The organism is Flammeovirga kamogawensis, from assembly GCF_018736065.1.
In the GTDB taxonomy this organism is placed as follows: domain Bacteria; phylum Bacteroidota; class Bacteroidia; order Cytophagales; family Flammeovirgaceae; genus Flammeovirga; species Flammeovirga kamogawensis.
On the sequence record NZ_CP076128.1, the window covers coordinates 2,316,299 to 2,339,224 of the forward strand.

Annotated in this window: 13 protein-coding genes; 2 read left to right on the forward strand and 11 right to left on the reverse strand. The window is 30.1% G+C overall.

Going from position 1 to position 22,926, the window contains the following annotated elements; all coding sequences use genetic code 11:
* The first annotated feature begins 136 nt into the window (after window positions 1-136).
* Window positions 137-679: a hypothetical protein gene (locus KM029_RS09260; RefSeq protein WP_144073019.1), complete on the forward strand. Its 543-nt coding sequence runs from the start codon at window positions 137-139 to the stop codon at window positions 677-679.
* Window positions 680-844: 165 nt separating this feature from the next.
* Here the strand turns inward: KM029_RS09260 and KM029_RS09265 are convergent, their stop codons facing one another.
* The 11 genes from KM029_RS09265 to KM029_RS09315 form a co-directional block, all read right to left on the reverse strand.
* Window positions 845-1,087, reverse strand: a complete 243-nt coding sequence (locus KM029_RS09265; RefSeq protein WP_144073020.1) for a hypothetical protein — start codon at window positions 1,085-1,087, stop codon at window positions 845-847.
* A gap of 153 nt (window positions 1,088-1,240) precedes the next feature.
* Window positions 1,241-1,603 (reverse strand): hypothetical protein, encoded by a 363-nt coding sequence (locus KM029_RS09270; protein ID WP_144073021.1) that lies wholly within the window; start codon window positions 1,601-1,603, stop codon window positions 1,241-1,243.
* A 175-nt stretch (window positions 1,604-1,778) separates the two neighbouring features.
* Window positions 1,779-2,510, reverse strand: coding sequence for a bacillithiol biosynthesis deacetylase BshB1 (gene bshB1, locus KM029_RS09275; protein ID WP_144073022.1), 732 nt, complete (start codon window positions 2,508-2,510; stop codon window positions 1,779-1,781).
* Between the two features lie 14 nt (window positions 2,511-2,524).
* On the reverse strand, window positions 2,525-2,956 hold the full coding sequence (locus KM029_RS09280; protein ID WP_144073023.1) for a YybH family protein: 432 nt from the start codon (window positions 2,954-2,956) through the stop codon (window positions 2,525-2,527).
* 55 nt (window positions 2,957-3,011) lie between these two features.
* On the reverse strand, window positions 3,012-4,280 hold the full coding sequence (gene hflX, locus KM029_RS09285) for a GTPase HflX (protein WP_144073024.1): 1,269 nt from the start codon (window positions 4,278-4,280) through the stop codon (window positions 3,012-3,014).
* A 114-nt stretch (window positions 4,281-4,394) separates the two neighbouring features.
* Window positions 4,395-5,570: a class I SAM-dependent methyltransferase gene (locus KM029_RS09290; protein ID WP_144073025.1), complete on the reverse strand. Its 1,176-nt coding sequence runs from the start codon at window positions 5,568-5,570 to the stop codon at window positions 4,395-4,397.
* Window positions 5,571-5,682: 112 nt separating this feature from the next.
* Entirely contained in the window at window positions 5,683-9,840 is a 4,158-nt protein-coding gene (locus tag KM029_RS09295) for a fibronectin type III domain-containing protein (protein ID WP_144073026.1), read from the reverse strand.
* Between the two features lie 164 nt (window positions 9,841-10,004).
* Window positions 10,005-17,936, reverse strand: coding sequence for a T9SS type A sorting domain-containing protein (locus tag KM029_RS09300; RefSeq protein WP_144073027.1), 7,932 nt, complete (start codon window positions 17,934-17,936; stop codon window positions 10,005-10,007).
* A gap of 20 nt (window positions 17,937-17,956) precedes the next feature.
* Window positions 17,957-18,814 (reverse strand): IS3 family transposase, encoded by an 858-nt coding sequence (locus tag KM029_RS09305; protein WP_215586339.1) that lies wholly within the window; start codon window positions 18,812-18,814, stop codon window positions 17,957-17,959.
* Window positions 18,815-18,834: 20 nt separating this feature from the next.
* On the reverse strand, window positions 18,835-19,263 hold the full coding sequence (locus KM029_RS09310) for a transposase (protein WP_205125428.1): 429 nt from the start codon (window positions 19,261-19,263) through the stop codon (window positions 18,835-18,837).
* A 99-nt stretch (window positions 19,264-19,362) separates the two neighbouring features.
* Window positions 19,363-20,658 carry a hypothetical protein gene (locus tag KM029_RS09315; protein ID WP_144073028.1) on the reverse strand — a complete coding sequence of 432 codons (1,296 nt, stop codon included), beginning with the start codon at window positions 20,656-20,658 and terminating at the stop codon, window positions 19,363-19,365.
* Window positions 20,659-20,975: 317 nt separating this feature from the next.
* Between KM029_RS09315 and KM029_RS09320 the strand changes: the two genes are divergently transcribed.
* Entirely contained in the window at window positions 20,976-22,835 is a 1,860-nt protein-coding gene (locus KM029_RS09320; RefSeq protein WP_184679528.1) for a carbohydrate porin, read from the forward strand.
* Window positions 22,836-22,926: the final 91 nt, after the last annotated feature.

The window sequence follows — 22,926 nt, forward strand, 5'->3', positions numbered from 1 at the left end:
TCAATAATTAATACTCTTATTCAGTCAACTTATTTTTATGAGTTGACTGTTTTTTTATAATACTTTACCACTTAACATTAACTAAACTACTTGTCTGAAGTATAAATTTGTCTGTTTTTAATTTTAAAATAGAAATATGACTAAGAAACTATTCAGATATACAGTACTACTGTCCCTAGGATTACTGTATTCGGTTCATTTAAATGCACAAGATACAAGCAATAAAAAATCTACAAATACTACATCTCAAACTTCTTCAAAAAGTGGTGGTGCTAATTATTCTTCAGGTCACGCATGGTATTTAAATGCTGGTTTTGGATTTAGTAATCATGGAATTCCCTTTTACCTTGGAGCAGAATATAATGGGCTGCATCCTGATATTTCTGTTGGTGGTGTATTTTCATTTCACAATAAATGGGATGATAAAAACCATAACGCCTGGACGCTATCTGCATTAGGTAACTATCATTTTAATAGATTATTAAATCTAACATCTGAATGGGATGTATATGCCGGTGCTAATGTTGGCTTCTACGGCTACAGTAATAACAGTACTGGCTTCGGCGGAGGTATTCAAGTTGGTGGTAGATGGTTTATTAATGACTTTATAGGTCTAAACTTACAATTTGGAGGAGGCACCGTTTCTGGTGGGCAATTTGGTGTTACCTTTAGATTATAAAAATAATATTAGTAATACAAGAAAAGCGGCGTCATAACATGAGCCGCTTTTTCTATTTTAAGTGTAATATTCTTATCCCCTAAGACATACTACTTATCTTTTATATATTTAATAATTTATTACTTACTTTGGATGACTAAATAATAAACAATTCCCTATTTACTTCTAACTAGCAACCTTTAGATAACCTGTAAGGTTTGTCACATGAAAACTTTGATGTATCTCTTCTTGCATCCATCCTTTTACTCTAACAGTATAAGATCTTTCTGCATAACCCTTAAGAATTTTAACTCCTATTGGCTTTAATACTAATAAAGTATCATTTCCATTTTCAGATATTAAAGTAGCAAGGGTCTTGTTTCCTTCATGTCTTACATCACTTAAAATTCCTTTTAGTATTGTTCTCATGCGTCTAATAATTGATTATCTTGATGATTCAAATATAAACACTTTAATGTTTAAATAAAAGTCATTGTTGAATTTTTGATCAAAAAAAAGGTGAAGACAAAAAAAAACTCTACCATTTCTGCTAGAGTTTTCATTCACTATTTAATAAGTGATCTATTTCTTTTTTTGGAAAGCTGGACAATCTTCAACATTAAAGATTCTTACTAAACCATTAACTAGTTCTTCTGTAGTAAAATTAGTAGTACCATTACTAACTTGAGTTTCTAAAAGCTGTAACACTTGGTTTACATAACCTTCTGCAATACCTGCTACAGTTACTCTAGCCTCTTCTGATAATTGTTTTTTAAACCTATCAAGTTCACCGTCCACAAAATTCATAAATAATTTACGTACTTCTTCTTTTGCATCTGATACAGAAGAAGCAATACGCTTTCTATGATAAGGGCAAAACCCTTCTAAAGCTTTTTTATCTTGTTGGAGCAACAAATTTTTTATAGAAGATTCTAGACGCTGCATAATTTAATTAGGTGCATTTTTCCTCAATAGCAAAAGTAAGAATTTTTATTTTTTTTACACTAACAAAAACGACTTTTTATCTAAATCAACGTAAATAGAGTGTTAAATACAGTCACTTTATTAATTAACTAAACTATAATTTAACTTAAAAGAACTAATTATTCAATACAATTGTTTAAATAAGTTGCATTAAGTCATCAACTTTTATTGGAGCTGATTTTATAAAACCTTCTGCAAATTGAGCATTTACTCTTTGTCCATACTCTCTTGCTCTTGCTTCTAAAAACTGCATAAACTGAGGAGTAGAAATAAATGTTTGAGGTTCGCCGGGAGCTGCATCTGCATTTTCTCCAACAAAGAACTGAGAACCAAATGCTTTTATCGCTTCCACTTTAGTTTCCCATTCTGAGGTAACATCCACAACAAAATCTGGCATTAAGAAATTGGATTGTATCATATGAAATACATTCTTTGGTCGCCAAGGTTCTTGTTCTATACCATTTTCAATAGTGATAATTTTTCTTAAACCACTCATAAAACAAGCATCCAATACTAACCTTGCTCCTTTACCATGATCTGGGTGCCTATCCTCTGGTGCGTTCGTTATTATTAATTCAGGCTGATATTTTCGAATTATTCTAGAAACTTCTTTTTGATGTTCTGCATCATTTTTAAAGAAGAAATCCGCAAACCCTAAGTTATCACGTACAGCCAATCCCATTATTTTAGAAGCATTTTCGGCCTCTTCCATTCTTAGTTCGGGTGTTCCTCTTGTGCCCATTTCACCTTTAGTAAGATCAACTACTCCAACCTTTTTACCTTGTTGAATAGCTTTAATGAGTGTACCAGAACAGCTTAATTCAGCATCATCTGGATGTGCACAAATAACTAATATATCTAATTTCATTTGTATATGTTTTTTTAACTTGAGTGATCTGCAATTATTACCCACTGTCCATCAACCTTTTTCCAAATTAAGGAAAAGTGGCCTTCTAAGTTTCCTGCTTCTCTAGTTAGGTGCCATTTGCCTATAACCATAGCAACATTATCAGCCAAGATCTCTTTCTTAAGTATTGTGAACTTTAGTTTCCCCATTGCTTTTTGATCTGGGTAACCTTTAATGTAGTTCTTTAAAGTCGAATCCCATTCTTTTGTAACACCACTTTTTCCAATAAAAAGTAAGCTATCAGAATGTAGGTAACCATTCATAAAACCTTCTAAATCTGCTGTATTCCATGCAGCTTCTTGGGTAAGTAATATTGCCTCAATGTCTGCCAAATTTTGAGTGTCAGAGTTAGGTCTAGAACAACTGAATAGAACAGATAGTAAAGTAATCAGTAAATATTTTAACATGATAATGATATAATCTAAAAAGAGACGTAAATGTTTATCTACGTCTCTTTTGTACTTAATCTTCGTCTTCCTCTGTATCAGAAGCTTCTCCGAATTTTTCAGCCCAGTCTCCACCTTGATTCATCCAAAGCTGATTATAAGCAAAGGAATGATGATTTGGATAAATTTTATAAAACTTATCAGATACTAGTTCAAAGATTTTAAGTTTTAATTCTTCGATACCTTCTTCTTTAGCCGCTGATATAAAAATACTATTATTGTCTTTGGCTAAATAACTCTCTTTCCATTCTGCTAATGTTGCAGGAGGGTGATCCTCGAACGGAGGATATTCTTTATCAACAAAATTATCTACTTTATTAAATACCAACAAAGTAGGTTTATCAGTAGCTTTAATTTCTACTAATGTTTTGTTTACTACGTCTACATGTTCTTCAAAAGACTCATGAGATACATCTACAACATGTATTAATATATCTGCTTCAACAATCTCATCTAAAGTAGATTTAAAACTTTCTATAAGAGTTGTAGGTAACTTTCGAATAAAACCTACAGTATCTGTCATTAAGAAAGGAACATTGTTCATTGTAATCTTCCTTACTGTTGAATCTACTGTTGCAAAGAGTTTATTTTCTGCAAAAACGTCTGCTTTACTCAGTCGTTTCATAATTGTTGATTTACCTACATTGGTATACCCAACAAGTGCTACACGAACTTGCTTATCACGTCCTTTTCTTCTTAAATCCGATTGTGTTTCAATCTTCTTTAACTTCTTACGTAATAAACTGATTTTATCACGAATAATACGCTTATCCGTTTCTAGTTCTGTTTCACCAGGACCTTTCATACCTACTCCACCTCTTTGTCTCGAGTGGTGCGTCCATAGGTTCGTAAGTCGAGGTAACATATATTGATATTGAGCAAGCTCTACCTGAGTAATCGCCTGAGATGATTTTGCTCTCATGGCAAATATTTGAAGAATTAATAATGATCTATCAATAATCATTAAATCTTCTACTTCTCTATCTAAGTTTCTTGCGTGTGCAGACGAAAGGTCATCATCAAAGATAATGGTATCAATTCCCTCTGCTTGTACAAAAGTTAGAATTTCTTCTAGCTTTCCTTTACCCACAAACGTCTTTTTATCTGGCGTATCTAAACGTTGAATAAACGTTTTAACTGTTTCTATACCTAAAGTACTTGCTAAAAAAGCCAATTCGTCTAAATACTCCTGTGCTTTCTCTACAGTTTGATCTTTAAGTGCAAGCCCAATCAAGACTGCTCTTGGGGCTTTATTATCTTTAGTATGGTGAAATTCTTTTTTCAAAAACGTATCCTGTTTATGTTTTAGCTTTTTCAATGCTGAATCAATTCAGACAGCGTTTTATCAAATGCTAAAATCGTTTAAACAAATTTAATGTATTTATTGAATGATATGAAATTAATTCATCCCCAATAAATTTTCTAAATGATGTTCATTGATTCCATGAATCTTTTTAATCTCATTAATCTGAGCAAGAACATCTTCTTTAGGCGTATCTCGTACCTCATCTTGTACACCAACAACTAAAACATTCTTTGGAGTATGTTCCGTTGTGATAAACTCAAAAACTTTAGTTTTATAACCATAAGCTTCCATAATTAACGCACGAATACCATCAGTAAGTAATTCTGCTTGGCGTTCTTTTAAAATACCAAATTGAGTAATTTTACTTAAGCTATCTTCTGGATTAATCTGCTTTCTAATTTGTTTATGGCAACATGGTGCACAAACAATTACTTTAGATTGTGCTTTAATTCCTCTATAAATTGCATCATCCGTAGCTGTATCACATGCATGAAGTGCAATTAATAAATCAATACCTGGCAGAGCTACATCTTTAATGGTACCTTCTTTAAAGTCTAAGCCTTCAAAATCAGATTTTTCTGCAATACCATTACACTTTTCAACTAATTCTTTACGCATTTCAACCCCAGTTACATGAGGCTTCTGTTTTACAACATTTGTAAGATAATCGTACAATGCAAAAGTTAGATAACCTTTTCCGGCTCCCATATCAACTACATTGTAATTTTCAGAAAAGTCTACATTCTTTAAAATACCATCAATAATCTCAACATATTTATTCAGCTGACGGTACTTATCTTGCATGCTATTTTTTACTTTGAACTCTTTTGTAGTCACCCCAAGTTCTTGTAAATAAACATTATCTTTTGTTCCTATTATTCTGTTCTTTTGCTTATCGTGTTGCAATTTTGGCTTCTCCTTAGAAGTCGCCTTCTTTACACGTAATTTTGCAGAATTGGTAGGAGAAATTATTAAATGATAATCAGCTTCTAATGTATATAAATCTGCATTAAAGAAATCATTCTCTAGATATTTCATTACCTTTTCAACCACCTCTGCTACTGGATAATTTTTGGTAATATCTTTTGTTGGATATCTATAAAGACAAGATAAATGCAAACCTTTCTTCAGTTCTACCAACTTACCATTGATTGAACGTAATTCGTTTTCTTTTACACGCTTATTTGATAATGTAATTCTAACAAAAGAGTTATTTGCTAAACTATCTTTAAGGTGTTGTTCAAATTTATCTACGTTGATGAGACTCATATACTTTAAATCATTCGTTATAAGGAAGATATTCCTAAATCGATGCAAAATTAATCAATTCATTTCCTTTTATATAGATGATTTGAACAATAGCTCTTAATAATGAGTGTTTTTATTGAATTATAAATGATAAATGGGTTTTCTTATTGTTTTCAATTAAAACTATATGATACATTCCTTGTTGTAAAGTATTTTTATTGATTGGTATTTTATCACTTTCCAAAATACCTTCTGATATAAGTGTTGCTTTTGAGTCGTAAATCAAGAATTTAATAACTGACACAGGTGTTTTTGATATTTTTAAATACTCTATTTTTAATGAAGGATCAGAACCTATCAAATATATCTGTTTTAATAAAGTTGTTTCTAAACTAGTTACTACTGGTTCCACAACTATAATATTAGACCATTCTGTTTTCTCTTGATCAGCTATTAATCCTTTTACTCTTATATAACGTTTATTGTCAGCGTCTATAATTAAATTGAATGCACCAGATTGATGATACTCCTCAAAACTAAAGGTTGATTTACTGAAAGAAGAATCTTCACAAATTGCAATTTTAAGGGAATCATATAAAATATCTGTGCTATATGAAATCTGGTAAGTATTTTCGGTAAATGCATCTAATTGTATTGATATTTCATCTTTAATAGTTTCCGTTTCTCCTTCAGCTTCTTCTTCTACCTCTTCTATAGCCAATGTATTCACATTAAAATATGTAGATAATTGCTTCTCGTTATTTTTATAAACTGTTGAAACTCTAATTGAATATACTGTACTATCAAGTAATTCTGTAAGATTATAAGTGGTTGAATTCGTATTTAAGGAATATACAGAATCAGCTGATAAAACATCTATTTGATACAACTCAGCATCTTTTATCTTATCCCAACTTAACATAATAGCATTTGTTGTTACTGCATCTATTTGAACAACTGGGTTTTGGTAGGTTATTCTTGGGGCATAAAAATGCATAATCTCACCCCATTCAGAATATTTATTTATAGAGTTATAAACTGCCCTTCCATAAATACTATAATTAGTCTCTAACAAAGGTACCGCTAACTTATGTTCTCCGTGTTTAGAAAAATTAATAGTATCAGAATCTTGTGTAAACTCATTTTTTATTATAAACTCATAATTAGAACATCCATATACTTTATTTAATAGGAGATAAATCTTATTTTCTTTTTCTAAAATAGAATAATTTGGAACATTCAATTTGAGCTCACCACTCACATCAAAATTTATTTTATCATAAAAATCATCATTAATTATCGTTATTTTTTGATTAGTAGTTGCTAATAATTCAGGTAATATAATTTTAGCCTTACTCGTATTTATTTTATCAAAATTTATAGAGTCACCATTTAATAAAATAGCTTTCACTAAATCCAAGTTCTGGATATTTAACTCTAAAATTGAATCACCCTGAAAAACCTCTGATACATTGTTAATCATAAATGGATAATGTAGTAGTTTTTCATTAGTTTGATAATTTATTTCTTTATTATGAATTTTAATATTTAAGCCTATTAATGAGTCTGTATTAGGTATTAACTCATTTATTTCTGTTAGACTTAATCTATAAAAGTAAAATTTCAGTCCTTCATTCCATACCATCTTATACTTTGATACTAAGAAATTAGAACTTTGATCTGCTACATTATATTTATTCTTATATCCTTGAAGATTAAAATAAATATATGGGTCTTCTTCTAATTTTGATGATTCAAAAATTATATCAATTTCACCTGATAATACCCTTTGAAGATCAGTATCCGTTTTTGATAACCTTATCTTTTCTTTTATATTATTTTGATTAATATAAAATGACTTCCAATCAGAAAATAATGAATTGACATACCTAGCTCTAAATTTATATTCAACATTAGGATTTAAGTCATATAGCTGTATTCTATTACTTGATGATAATATATTATATATCAATTTATCATTTTCAAATACTTCAATTATTTTATTTCTAGCCTTATCAGTTTCTTCAAAAAACAATTCTACTAAAGTTGAATATTCATATACTTTATCAATTATAGGAGGAGTTGCTGTTGTTAATATTTTTTTTCTTTCTCCATCAGCACCGTTTAAAAGACTTACAGAATAAGAATACTCATAATCCTCTAATAATTCATCAAAAAGTATTTTATTATCACTAGTAATTAATGAATCTAAAACGCCAAAATTATCATAAATAATTACTTCAAATTGATCAGTACTAAATATCTTTTCCCATTCTATTAAAATCGAATTTTGCGTACTTTGTTGATTTATTATTTTCGGTGGTCTTCTCAAAGACTTAATATTAGCTTCCCAACCTAAACCATTACTTGAGTAATCACTTTCAAAATAAAACTTTAACTGTCCAGTAGAATCGTTGCTTATTATTTGGTGCATAAGTTGATCTCTTGAATTACCTGTAAGAACCCCTAATAATTGATCTTGACCATTATATATTTTTAAAAAGTCATATCCATTCTCAAAATAAAAATCTATGGGCTGAAAAGTAACAACATAATGTTCATTAAGAGGCTTTACTACTTGAAGTATTGACTGGTTATTCTGATAATGACCATTTATGCCATTAGGATCTGTATAAGTAAATTGCTCTTGTTTGATTGTGTCTGTTGACATATTTATAATTGCAGAATTTAAAGTTCTCGTTTCTTTAAATTCAGACCATTCAGAATCATCCGACCTTACTCTTATTTTATAATTTGTATCATTTTCTAAGTCAACAACTTCAAATACATTTTCACTTACGGAGAATGAATGTATTAAATTATTTTCTTGATATACTTCTAAATGAAAATCAGTTTTTGGTGATACCCAACTAGTAATAAATGATTGATCTGTGTTATCTGAAATATAATTTAATAAAGGAGCTTCAGATTTTGTCGAAAATTCTTTCTCCCGAGAAAATGCATACCCTTCTTTTCTTATTTTAATCTTATAAATAGATTCTTTATCTAATTGATCTATCACAATAGTTGAATCAGTAGTGTTAAATGCGTAAAATTTATTTTTTGCAACATTTTGCACTTCTAAAAAATATTTTTCTTTATTCTTGTTTTTCCATTCAATTTCAACTGACTTTGATGTAATTTCAGCAATTTCAAATTGCTGATTTTCATTTTTAATAGCTGAAAAAAGAGTCAACGAGATACCTTCATATTGTTTTGATGAATTAGTATAAAAATATAAGTAAGCACTAGAAGAGCTTGTAAAAAAAGTTTTTCCTTTATCTAAATCACCTGTTAAAAAGTAGTCTAATGTATTGCTTGAAAACTCTGGTGAATTGTATACTACTAAATAATCTTTATAATTTTGAAGTTGACAATAGTTTACTTTCATACCTATAACGAGAGAATCATTCTCTAAATGAATAGAATATTTATCTTTTAGATTATTTGAATACACCTCTCCAAAATCACTTGCATCTGTTAAAGTTATAGGTGTTGATAAATTTAGTGTACCCCCATCAATTATTTTATGCGATGAATCAGTTTCTGAGGTTATAAAAGAACTTATGATTGAATAATTATTATCTGAGTAACGTTTACCTTTTAAAAAGTAAATCGTATTTGGTTCTAAATCAAGAATTGTTTTGTCTTTTTCATTGAATGTATAAATATGTTCATTTCCATTATTATCCCACATTAATACCTCTTTCCAAGATCTAGAATCATTAGATTCTAAAACAACACTTGATTTAGTGATTTTTTGGGGAGTTAAAGTTAAATTAGATGCCCCTTTAATTTCAATCTCTAGATCTTTACATGCTCCATACCCAGATGTTTCACATTCATAAGGTATACTATTGTACTGCATAACAATACGCATTCTATAACTACCATCAAGAACATTTTCTTTAATTTTAAAGTTTTTTTCAATAGCTCCTTTTGTTGGTTTTACAGAAAATATAAACTCATTATTATCATTAAAGTCACCATCATTATTATAGTCAATATATACACTCCATGCTTCATAAAATGAATTTAGATTATAAAATCCTGGTACTAATTTTAAAGAATAATCAGCTCCAAATTTCAATAGAATTGTTTCGGCATTTGAATAATTATAATTAGTAGGTTGATCTGTTTGTATAACTTTCCCATTTACTATAACACGATCTATCCACTCTGAAGAAGCATCGAGTTGTGGTGTACAATACTCTTTAGTAGACTGAGCATTAATGTTAGTCCATCCAAATAAGAATAATGCAACAATAGTAGTTAAGTGGTAGATAGTCATTTGGGTAAAAATAGATTTAACAATTTATATTATTGAAAATACAACTATCTAATTTTAAACCCCAAAATATCCTTTTAAATCAAAATTTTTAATTGAAAAAGCAATAAAAAAGGAGAGCATTTTTATGCTCTCCTTCTTAAAAAAATTATTATATATTTAAATAACTATTTAACAATTAACTTTTTAACCTTTACTTCTTTATTGAAAACAGCCTTTATAAAATAAATTCCAGAAGGTAAACTTGATGTTTTTAATAATGTAGAATTTGTTTTATTACTATCAATTGTAGTTGATTGTAATACTAAACCATTATTATTTATTAAATAAACACCTACAATACCTTCCCAATTATATAAATCTACTTTTGTGTCTTTATTATAAGAGGGGTTAGGGTAAATATTTACAATTTTATTTTCTACTGATTCATCTTCAGATAAATTTAATTGAACTTTTATAGGCCCATGTATCTCTATACTTCCATCAAAATCTTCTTGAACTAATCTATAATATGATATACCCATATATGGATTAGTATCTACAAATTGATATGCTATCTCTACAAAAGAATTACCATTACCTTTTACAAAAGCAACTTCTTCATAATTTCTGCCATCAATAGATCTTTCAATATAGAAGCCATCATTATTTACTTCTGAAAGTGTTTTCCAATCAAGTATAACTCTTCCTTTATTTATAGATGCTGTAAATTGACTCAATTCTACAGGTAATTCTTCATCTTCTGAAATAGATCCTACAGTAACGATATTATCACTGTTTGAAGGACTTCCTGCAATATTAGTTATTCTTGCATTTGAATTAGCGCCCATTCTTGCTCCTGCATTTACATTATAAGAAAATGTTACAGGTTGAGATTGAATTACTCTATTAGTTGAAACTTGATGTGGTTCATCTGCTTCATCTCCTAAATAACTCCATTCAAGATCACTGTCAGCAGCATTATCTATATCTTGATGAAGAATTCTTAAATCAGCTACATCTGAGATACCATCTAATTTGCCTGTGTAAATAAAATTTAAAGTAGTTGTAAAGTTTTCAGATGCTCTAGCACCATTTCCTCCCACATTAATAGGATTAATTTCCCAATAGCCATTAATTTGATCTTTTACTTTTGTTGGTGTCTCTAAGCTCGCTTTAGAACCGATAAACTGAACTTCCCAAGTAACAAAACCATCGCTAATGTCTTTTGTAAATTTACTTTGAGTATCTTTTTCTTCAAGTTGACCTACTCCAATTGGATGGAACTCTCTTAAAGTACCTATTGGAAAGAAAGTATTTGTTTTATGGTCATCTAAAACAGAGAAGTTTGCTTTACCTATTATATATGAATTCATATCGCTTAATACTGCATCTGGAGCATAAGATATTGTTCCAATATGATGTAAAAAGCCATTTTTAGAATCTACTATACCATCAATTAAATCTAAATCTTTTACAAAAAGATTTTTCTCTAAAACAACAGCAGCACCATTTACTTCTGATTCAACAAAATTATTATTAACAATTAATTCTCTTAATACACTACTTGATGGTATTTCTGCATTAATCGTTTGTTGAATATTTTCACCAGTGAATTTAAAAGTAAATGTATCCGGTGATAGGTCTACTCCTGTTTCAATATCAACATCTTTCTTAAATTCGATGATTCTAGGTGAATTACTATTATCAAAAGCTATAATTTTGGCACCTTCTTTTGCTATAAATTCACCTTTAACTAATAGATTGGTACCACCTGCTAATGCTAAATATCCATCCTTTTCAATTGTCACTTTTGAAGTTACTACCGAAACGTTTTGACCAATATCTCCGATGACTAAAGTAGAATACTCTTTAATTGTAATTCCACCATCTCCAACTTCAACATTAGATTTTAATTGGTAAACAGGGTAAGATTGAATATCAACAAATGTTCCTGAACCAGGAGGTACTTCTTCAGAACCAATAGGTGCACTAGTTGTAAACCCATAAATTCCAGAAACAGTATTATCAATGGCTTTAATAGAAATAAGTTCTGAAGATGAAATATTTGTAATTTCAGAAGCAATTCTATTCTCATCTAATAATTCTCCCTCAATATCCATTATAATACTTCCTTTTTCTTTTTGAAGGAAGTTTACCCAATTGTCGTCTAACATTTCTGGTGTTCTCATTACTAAAACACCATCACCAGAAACTTTACCTACAATTGAACGTGTAACATCGGTTTTCGAATCATCTTTTTTAACTATCAATTGGGCATCACTATAATTTGCGTTTTCACCTTGAATAGTTAAATCTGAAAGGTCTACTTCCAAATCTAATACAAGCTTTGTTCCTCGTCTAATAAGAACAATCGCTCCTCCATCAGGGTATATACCGTCTGGAGCAGATTCAAAGTTTGCTCCTCCATTTGTTGATAAAGACCAAGAAGAAGCTGTACTCCAGTTTTGTTCATCTGAACCATCGTTAGGTACATTAATAGTTAATATTCGATTTCTTGAACGATAAATTGGAACATCTACTACTATATCATCTTCATCGCCTATAACAATAAGTGCAGCAAAATTTTCACTTTCATCATACCCTTCAAATGTGTCGTCAATTTCTATAAAAGCTATATTGTTGTCTTCATCTACTTCATCAATTGTTTGGTGATAAAAAGAATCATTTATGTTTATAGAAGAAATATACTTTGGTTCTTCCAATTCATCTTCAATATCATTTTGATCATAGTGAAAATTCAACTTCACTTTATGACCTGTAATATTTGCTTTATCGATAAGGTTGCCATCCGTTTTCACAAAATCAACATACCATGCATAATTTAATATATCAGTATCTTCAAAAGGTTCTGGGTTACTAATCCATTCACCATCTACATCTTTTACCAATGATCTGTATGCTTTAACAGGTTTTTCGTTCAAAAGCTTAATAGCTATACCAAAAGTACTGGCTGAACTATTTCCTGTAAGGTCAATATCAATCGGTGTGTATTTATTCTCTACACCTAATGGTATTATAAAACTATTATCTGTTTCTCCTGCATTAACTAACTTGATAATACCGCCATCTCTGTTTCTATCCGTTAGTGTGATCATATTTGTACTATTAAAACTGACATCAATGTCATCAGTTCCGTTACTCCCTGAAATGAAAGAATTAGTACCTAAATATATTGTGTTTTCAGCAACAGATAATAGTCCATCTAAAAAGCTTAAGTTTCCATTAATGTAAAGGTTTAAGAATGCCATTTCATTTTCAGGGTCCTTCATTTGAACCCCAAAAGAATTATCAATGGTACAGTTTTCAATTACACCATTATTTGAATACAATACTTGAGACTCATTGCCATTAAACACTAAAGCATTACTTCCAGAAATTTCTGAACCTTCATTTAAAAATAACCCATAAGATAAATATGCATTTTGAATAAGGTTCATATCTGCAGCCTCTTCTAATTCTAAATTACCAAGAATAGATATACCATCATTTCCATTTACATCTTTACCATATTCTACATTAAGAATAGTATTTTCAATATTGACTAATATATTACCAAATGAATATAGACCTTGATCTCCGGATGCTACTTTATTATAGTTTAATAGGTATTGATCTGTTCCTCCTATAAAAGTTGTAGTATAATCAGTACCTAAATAAGTACCACTATTATATATATCAGAAAATAGAGATACATTTCTATCTTTTTGTTCAAAAGTAGCCCCATTGTTTATGTATATATCTCCAACAATAGTTAAGTCATTTGTAGATAAACCAACTTCTCCACTTACAATTTCAATATCTCCAAGTGGTAATGATGCATTGATAATAAAATCTTTACCGGTAATCCCTTCTACTAATATTCTAGATGGACTTGCTAAAGATTTACCTTCAAAGAAATTACTCAATGAAGGTGTATTAGGAGTAAGTAACATACTTACATCATTTACATTAAATGAAGGTGAAGCTTTTACCTTAAAATAATTATTTTCTCCAACTACATAAGTATAATCTAAGGTCAAAGAACCTTCGTCTACAATCTCTAAAATTGCTCTACTATCTAATGCTGAAGGAATATTTTGACCTCCAACCTCAATAATTCCACCACTTTGGTAAATTGTAATTGTTCCTCTATCACTAGATTGTTGTCTTCTTAATTGAGAACCTACATATAACTCTGCACCTTCTTCTAATTTTATTGTTGCATTGCCAGAACTACCATAGCTTAAATAGTTATTACTATTTACATCACCATTATATATTTTTACAATACCCCCATTTTTTATATCAAGAGTACCGTCTAATAAAATACCTCCAGTTAATTCCTCTGTAGAAGATACTTTTAATGTTGTATTCTCTCTAATAATTACTTGAGCATCTGACGATATAAAAAACTCTTCTCCACCAGAGTTTAACTCCAAATCAATAGGCATATCTATTACAGAGGTAGCTGCATCAGTAATTAAATCCAAATTAAAATCAAGAATACCGCTTATTAATTGAAGTGGTTTATCTTCTGTATTTCCTTCCGCATTTTTCATTAAAGAAAAACCTTTCTCAAAGGTAAATTTGGCCGCTGCTTTTTTATTAATTGTTAAATCGTACAACTCAAACTGAACTCTATGAGATACATCACTATGTGTAAGAGATGCATCAGTATCACCATTAAGAATTAAGCTAACACTAGAAACATCTACAGCTGTTGTATCTATATTAGAATCAACTATTGAATATGGATTAGTAACATCAAATCTAGCATTACCAGTTGCTCCAGATTCAGGATCCCAAATTTCATTACCAGCTCCAAAAAGATCAAAATTTGCAATATCACCAATATTTATATTGCCACTTACATATAATTTATGTTGAAGAGGGCTTGTTGTTGCACCTTGTTCTACATAAATATGATTTTGCCCAGAAGGATCTTTACCGCTATATTGAACAGTTCTTATGTCTTTTGTAATAACAGTCCTTGGGTAATCACCTTCCTTAGCAAAAACTAATCCCCCACTATTAAATAGTAAAATTTCGTTTTCTATTTCAAGGTTACCATTTTCTAAATCCCCTCTTAAGTATACTGTGGCATCAAAACGAATATCTAATGTATACGCTTTTAAATCTTCAGTAAAATACCCTGCTCCAGTATTTATTTCTACAATAGGTAGTTGAGGAAGATCGTATATTTCGATTTCAGTTAATCTACCCTCACCATTGTATCCAACATCAGGTCTATTATATATTAATGTAGGATCTCCCTCTTCTCCTACTTTTACCTCTTTGGGTAATTGAAGTTTTAATGTACTTTTTGTATTTGTAGCCCATATACCGAAGTCTCCATTTAACTTTGGTTGATAAAATGCTTCTGCTTTTATTACACCAAAATCTAAATCAAATTCTCCACTACCGCTAACTTTACCAATATTTAAATCACTGCCTTTAATTTCAATTCTACCTCTTCCTTGAACAGTATGTTCAAAACGTAATTCTGCTAACTCAATATTATCTGTTAAATCGGCTACATCTCCTTCAAAAATTGACACAAAACTAAACTTTGAATTAGGTACTGTAGCTACGTCTCCATTACTGAATTGATACTCTTGTGTAGTTCCAAAAATTGCTACATCATCTATTCCTGGTATTTCAATTGCAGCAGAAACAAAACCTGTTGTTTCATCTAAAACAAGCCAATTATTAATATTATCCCATTCATTATTTACTAAATTCCCATCTCCATCAAATTCATTCTGATAAACATATATACCTGGTACTCCATCAAAGGCGTCAGAAGAGCCAACTGTATAATTGGAATTCTCTAAAACGAAAGTACTCGAACCATCATAATTTTTATCAAAAGCAAATAATAAAGTGTTATCATGATAAGAAAGTGGATTGTAATTTTTCCATAACCATTGTAATAAAACGTCTTGTTTAATATCACCACTCGTAATGGTATTATCTCCATCAAAAACAGGAGCACTAAAACCTTCTCTTTGATATTCACTTACTACTGTAGGTACATTATCTCTAATAAATGAATCTCCATCAAGGACTTTACCTGGTACTAAATTTTGTAATTCTACAGCTGTTAGATCATTACCGTCAGTAAATGGATTATTACCATCTCCAAAGTTGTTTTCTAAACCAAAATACCATCTTACTTTTGGTAAAGTTGCAATATCTTCATCAAAATCACTTCTATTAATATTCCAGTATATATTCAATAAATCGTCAGCTCCTGCTTGATTGGTAGTAGGTAATTTTGATAATACTGGTCTCACAGAAATGTAACCATCGTTTGTATTATTAAATTCATCTATTGAAACCCTTGCTGGAGTATAATAATAATTATCATTAGCTTCTATTGCTAATGGAAATAATACAGATAATAATTCACCATCTTTTTTTAATTGTTCAAGTACATTTGTATTCCACTCTCCATTCTCTAAAGTGGGATGAGTATTTGAACCATCATAATCAAAATATTCTTTATATAGATAATAATTCTGGAAAAATGTATTTTCATCAATTTTCAACCTTAATCCTCCACTTGATGCTTTTCCATCTGTAACAAAAAAGTTATTATAATTTTTTTGTTGCCAAATCTCACTTCCCCTTTGAAGATAATTTTTACCAAATCTTGGAACTTTTGCTTCAATACATCCATCAATTGGATTACCAGAATTATCTAAACAAGATATAGAATGCCCTATATTGTACTGTAATTTATCGATTGTTAAAGTATAATTTTTCAATAAAATTGTCCCAGAGAGATATTGAGCTCTTTTGATATATACATCTGAAGTAAATTCTAACTTATTCTCTTCACCGTACAATCTAACATTACCAAAAATAGAATTATTGTTTGTCTGAATAACAATATCTCCTTCTCTAAATTTCAGTAATGCTTCTTCTGCTGAAGTACCTTCAGAACCGTCTGCATTAAATGATTCATCATAAAAACCAATAGTACCATAATTAATAAGATTGGCACCTTCTCTAAACATTCTAATTGAGTAATTTCTATGATCCAAACCTCCTTTCAAAAGCTCAAAATCTCCTTCAAAATCAATTAAGTTAGATTCATTTTGAGTAGTCGCTCCGCCTACTATAGCTTTAGAGAAAGTATCATCAGCAATAAGAGTTACCTTATTCGTATCATTATCTTTATCAATTCTAAAATTTCCAAAAGAAATATTTGAATCTCCAGAATCAATATCTTCTTCAGATAAAGTATAAGCTATCTCTAATTGAGAATCTGAATCTCCAATAAAATTGACCCTATTAATAGAAGAGTTAAACCATTTACTTTCATCAGCTGAAGTATTTCTTAGATTCCCTGTATAAGTAATTGCTTCTTCTTTATTAAGAATCAAGTTTTGCTTAACATATAGGTCTTTATCATTACCATCAAAATATGTATTTAGTTTTATAGATCCATTAATCTGTAAATCTTGAGGTTCTGATGCTACAATAGAACTACCGTTCCAATAAAAAGAAGCTTCATCTAATTTTACTCTACCGTAATTTTTATAACTAGAAGCCTCATCATCTGCTTTTATATAGTGAGTCTCTAAATGATGAAAAGGTGAAGTTGAATTAACTACAAAAACAGGATAATCAGGATTAGCAGCATCAGGATCGAAAGTATTAGGTGTTTCTGGAACAAAAACATTTACTTTACCTCCTTGTACTTTTACATTTTCAGGATTAGCACCTATGTGAATACCCCATCCTGATGTAGCAAAGACATTTAAAACACCTGCATTCTGAATTTCAAATGAGTTATCCTTAAAAGGTAAACTAAGACTATGGAATACACCTAGGTCATCCCCTCCTAAAATAACTGTACCTCCATCTTGAAAATAAGATCCTCTGTGTACAGCATTAGCTGATGCCACGGTTGGCCTAATAAAAGGTGTCTTTAATGTACCTCCTTTTACTTCTATTACAGCCGTTTCTCTAAGAGTAATCCCCATTTGGGTTTCTTGTTTAATATCTACAATTCCACCATCACCAACTGTCAATGTACCTGTTACATAAAACACAAATCCATCTGTCATTATCAACTCTCCACCATGAGATATGTCTAGTCCGTCCATAGCGTTACAGATTTAGACTATTATATATTGATAGCATCGGGTGTAAGCTCGGTGCTATTTTTACTTTTATAAGTTCTCATTTTTATTTCACTTTGCTGATGCATCTCAACAGGTGTCTTCATATAATTACTCCAATGAGGCCTTTCATTATTGTAAATATATACAGATTCTCTAATAAATTTATTCATTAAATCGAGATCATTAATTTTTATTCCTAAAATAAATTCTTGCTTAAGAATTCCGTTTATTCTTTCTGCTACCGCATTTTGATAAGGATCGTAAGATTCCGTCATCGAGCACAATACTTTATTTTCCTGAAGATGTCGTTGATACTCGTGACTACAATATTGTAATCCTCTATCTGAATGGTGTATCATTGGTAAATCAACATAGTTTCTATTTTTCAGTGCTTCTTTTAATGCTGCAATAGCTCCATTTGCATTCAAACTATCTGATACATTTAACCCCATTATTTTCTTAGAATAGGCATCTGTTACTAAGGATAGATACATTGGGTTACTTCGCTCACCTATGTAAGTTATATCAGAAACTAATACTTGTTCAGGTCTATTTATTTCCAAATGCTCAATAAGGTTTTTATGCTTTTTAAACCTGTGATGAGAATTTGTAGTGACATGATATTGTTTTTTAGGCTTGATATCGAGTCGATTAGCCCTCATGATATCAAAAAGCTTATCTCTACCTACATTTAGTAATTGCAATTCAGGAAGAAGTAATTGATATAATTTCCTTGTCCCTATTTTAGTTTGTTTCAAACGAATTCTTTTCACTAAGTCTACTACTTTAGATGCAATACTATTATTCTTTTTTACTTTTCTTTTCGAACGATAATAAATTTGTCGATTTAACCCAAGCAATTCACAAGTCGGTTTGACTCCTATTTTTTCTTCTTTTTTGAATTGGTCAACTGCTTGGGTAAAGACTTTTTTCTAATAGGAATATTAAACTCATCCTCAGCAATATCGATCATCATATCAAAGAAAATTGCTTTTTTATCTGTTACGTAGAGTTGTTTTTCTAAAGAAGCTTTTTGCTTCTCTAATAATAGAACCTTTTGTTCTAGCTCCAATAATTTTTGTTCTGGTGTCTTTCCCATTTTTAAATCAGATTTATTATCCCAATCTAAATTACCATACTTTCTTATCCAAGTACGGATGGTACCATGACCTTGTATTCCATATTTAAGTCTTGCTGCCGTTATACCTATTTCCCCTCGTTCCACTTCATCTACAACTTGTAATTTAAAAGAGTAGCTGTAATCTTTTTGTGTACGTTTAGTGTACTGATATTCTTGATCTTCATTCATAATGTTACGTTTTGTGTAACACTAATTCAGGACGAGACAATTTTACAATAAAAAAGGTCTTGAAGTTTCAAGACCTTTTTTATTTAATCTAAGAATAGATTAATAAGTATACCAACCATATTCTAAATTATCCTTATACTCATTTAATACATCATCATTATTAACAACATTTCCAACATTATCCTTCACCTCAATAGTATTATCTTGTTGCAAAATCATTGTATATACCAATGTATTTGACGAATCATAAATTTCAATCGACTTTTTATAAATATTTATAAAGTCAATAATTACATAATCTAAGTAATTTACTGCTCTAACTAATTCAGGAGTCTCAAAAGTACCTTCGTAAAGTTCAACTCTACTATAACCAAAATCTTCATTGTAAAATCTTTTATCTAAAGAAATATAATTGCTAGATTCATCATAAGTATAGTCACTTAGTTTAAGTCTTACCTCCTTAGATTTATACGTAATGATATAATCTAATAATCCATTTTTTGAATATTCTATTTCATACGTGTCTGAAGAATATGTATACGTATTTTCATATTCTTCTATTAAGTTTAATTGAGGTACTATCTCTTTTAAGAGTAAACTAGCTACTCTTTCTTCCGAATCATATGTATAGTTATAAACAAAACTATTTTCTGTATTTGGAGAAGAACTTGATCTGTTTTTTATTTTATCATTTTCATATTCATAAGAATAAGAACCAAATTCTTCATTATTTTTAAACCTACTTATAGCTATAACTTGATTCTCAGAGTTATATTTTAATTCGAAACTTTCACTTTGTGTTCCTTCTTCAAAAAATGTAGATTCTAATAATGTTGCTTTAGTTAATAATCCTTCTTCATTATACTCATATGACCATTTATTTATACTAATATCTGTGGAGTTCTCACGAGTATATTCTATTTCACTACCAATTATAAATCCATTATTATCATAAGTATATTTAATATTATATTGTATTTGATAATAATCAACTAATGTTTCTCCTTTTACAATTGATGATAAAATTACATTCCCTTCAGAAATATGTTCCACAGTTTGAAAGGAATTTCCAAATTCTCCTATTAAAGAATAATTGATTTCTGAAGAAATTAAATTCCCATTTTCATCTTTATTGTGTGAATAAGACCAAAGATAAAAATCTTCAACTTCACCATCAAAACGAATCTGATTAAAAGAAGTAATGAAATTATCTCTATTAAAAACAGTACCATCTCCTAAATCAATATCTGCACTTTCTTCTACAGGAGATTCTTCTTCCGGAGTTTCAAGTTCAGCATCATTGTCTTGAGGAATTACCTCTTCAGAAGTACATGAAAATAAGAGTGCTATTGACATAAAAGCACTGATAAATAGATTAGAATAATAAGTTCTCATTAAGTTTAAATTTGATTAGTTTTTATAAAAAAAAAAGTATTTGTTAAATAGTTATTAATCAAATGTAATTTTATTAATAACAATACACAAGTATTTAATTAAATTCTCAATCTCTATTGTTAAAACTTATCAATTCCTAATAATAATGCATTATAAAAAAATACAACGCTCTTAATTTTGTTTGATATCAATCTTTTTATTAAAATTGAGCTACTATTTCAACAGGTACTTTTTGTGAAATGAATTTGTTGATGTAACTTATACTACATTGTCTTTTTATGATTGATATGACATCCCAAGAGATTAAACTAAATATATTGCAATACAAAAAACAAATCTATCTATTAGGTTTCCTTCTTTCTTTTTTAGTCCTTCCAGGAATTAGTAATGCGCAATGGCACAATGCTAAACTAAATAGAGACGCTAGAGGTTATGCAGACCCAAACTCAAAATCAGAAGTAGTCAAAAAATTTAAAAAGGATGACTTTGTATTGGCACTTGTCTTAGATAAAGATGCCAAGTATTTAACAGTATGGGATATAGAAACCAATAAAAGAGGATTTGTTAAGTCGAGTGCGATCACAATAAAATCACCTCTAAAACAAGAAGATCTAATAGAATATAAAAGAGGAACAGAAAAACATGAGCACACCAACCTGTTTATTGAGAACACAACATACGATAGTTTAACACTTCAGCTTGGTGATTCTACTTATATATTTGCTCCCTACGAAACCAAAAATATTACACTCAAAGGAACAAGTTATCCTTATTGGGCAATTCAGAAAGAGGCTGTGCCAGATTATGGGTTTATAACATTACCAGATAGTAGTGATTATATGCTTAAAATTATGCAGGAATTTAATGAGGATAAAATGCTCGAAATGGAGCTAACTTTAAATCCTCTCCATGAAGAAAAAGAATACGATATGTATCAAAATATGCGTTTAGATACAGTTGTTATTTCTACGCCTCCAAAAATAGGGTACTCAAAATCTGGTTACGATCAACTTCAAATTACTACGGGAACAAAATCTGTAGATGCGGATCTTCTAAATGATGATCTTAAGAAAGATGCTTGGGTAAATGTTGAGGCAATGGATAAACCCTTAGATCATTATTATGACTACAAAAGGTATATCAACCTTAAATACAATGTAGCTATTGGTATGGACTATATGTTTTTGGGGCAGTCTGCCACTTATGTTAAAGATGGAGAAAGTATAGCCGCAAGTGGCATATACCGTTTTTTTGGTACTTGGGAACCTTTTAGTTCTAAAACAACAGAGGCAGCACTGATTTTTAAATTAGAAAACCGACATAGTATGACCGGTACTGCTCCAAGACAATTAGGTTATGAAGCAGGATCTGCACTAAGTACTGCTAGTTTTAAAGATATGGGATGGGGTTTAACCAACCTCTATTGGCGACAAAGCTTTGATAAAGGAAAATATGCTTATGTTGTTGGAATTATGGACCCAGGAGATTTTATAGATTTGTTTCCGTTATTAAACCCATACAAATTTTACTTAAGCGAAGCATTTTTTAATAACCCTGCCATGGCAATTCCTAATCAAGGGTTTGGTGCTGCAGCATTAATTAAAGATATAATTCCAAATGTGTATTTAGCAGGTGGCTTTCATGATGCCAATGGAGAACCTACTTATTTTATTGCTGATAATTTCCAATCATTTAAAAGGGGAGAGTATTTGTATTGGGTAGAATTAGGTTGGAATACTAAAACATCTTTTTTAGAAGGAGAAAATGTTCACTTTACTTATTGGTACCAAGATGCTAGAACCGACCAAGAAGGAGGATATGTTGCAGAGGCCAGCCAAGGAATTTGTTTTTCTGCTGCAAAATCTTTTAATAAATCTACTACATTTTTTAGAGCTGCCATTTCAGAAGGTGATGGTGCATTAATGCGTTATATGGTAATGGGTGGGTACATGTATAACATTGCAAAATCTGATAATATTGGTATCGGTGTAAATGTAGGAGAGCCATCAGACCCTACTGTAGACGAAAGTCAGTTCGGTTTAGAGATGTTTTATAACATGCAGGTAACAGAACACTTAAATTTCACTCCGGATGTTCAATTAACAGTAAATCCTGTGTATACTCAAGAAAAAGAAGCAGTTGCAGTATTTTCTATGCGTTTTAGGTATGCTTTATAAATAAAAAGGCACAATAAACATCAGAAAATAACTACTTCATATCAAAAAATAACCAAACATTTATGATCGATAAATAATCCGTAACCTTTTC

Bases quoted from the DNA above. Each gene is read 5' to 3' on its own strand.
- KM029_RS09260 (WP_144073019.1), top strand. From the start codon at position 137: ATGACTAAGAAACTATTCAGATATACAGTACTACTGTCCCTAGGATTA.
- KM029_RS09265 (WP_144073020.1), bottom strand. From the start codon at position 1,087: ATGAGAACAATACTAAAAGGAATTTTAAGTGATGTAAGACATGAAGGA.
- KM029_RS09270 (WP_144073021.1), bottom strand. From the start codon at position 1,603: ATGCAGCGTCTAGAATCTTCTATAAAAAATTTGTTGCTCCAACAAGAT.
- bshB1 (WP_144073022.1), bottom strand. From the start codon at position 2,510: ATGAAATTAGATATATTAGTTATTTGTGCACATCCAGATGATGCTGAA.
- KM029_RS09280 (WP_144073023.1), bottom strand. From the start codon at position 2,956: ATGTTAAAATATTTACTGATTACTTTACTATCTGTTCTATTCAGTTGT.
- KM029_RS09290 (WP_144073025.1), bottom strand. From the start codon at position 5,570: ATGAGTCTCATCAACGTAGATAAATTTGAACAACACCTTAAAGATAGT.
- KM029_RS09295 (WP_144073026.1), bottom strand. From the start codon at position 9,840: ATGACTATCTACCACTTAACTACTATTGTTGCATTATTCTTATTTGGA.
- KM029_RS09300 (WP_144073027.1), bottom strand. From the start codon at position 17,936: ATGGACGGACTAGACATATCTCATGGTGGAGAGTTGATAATGACAGAT.
- KM029_RS09310 (WP_205125428.1), bottom strand. From the start codon at position 19,263: ATGAATGAAGATCAAGAATATCAGTACACTAAACGTACACAAAAAGAT.
- KM029_RS09315 (WP_144073028.1), bottom strand. From the start codon at position 20,658: ATGAGAACTTATTATTCTAATCTATTTATCAGTGCTTTTATGTCAATA.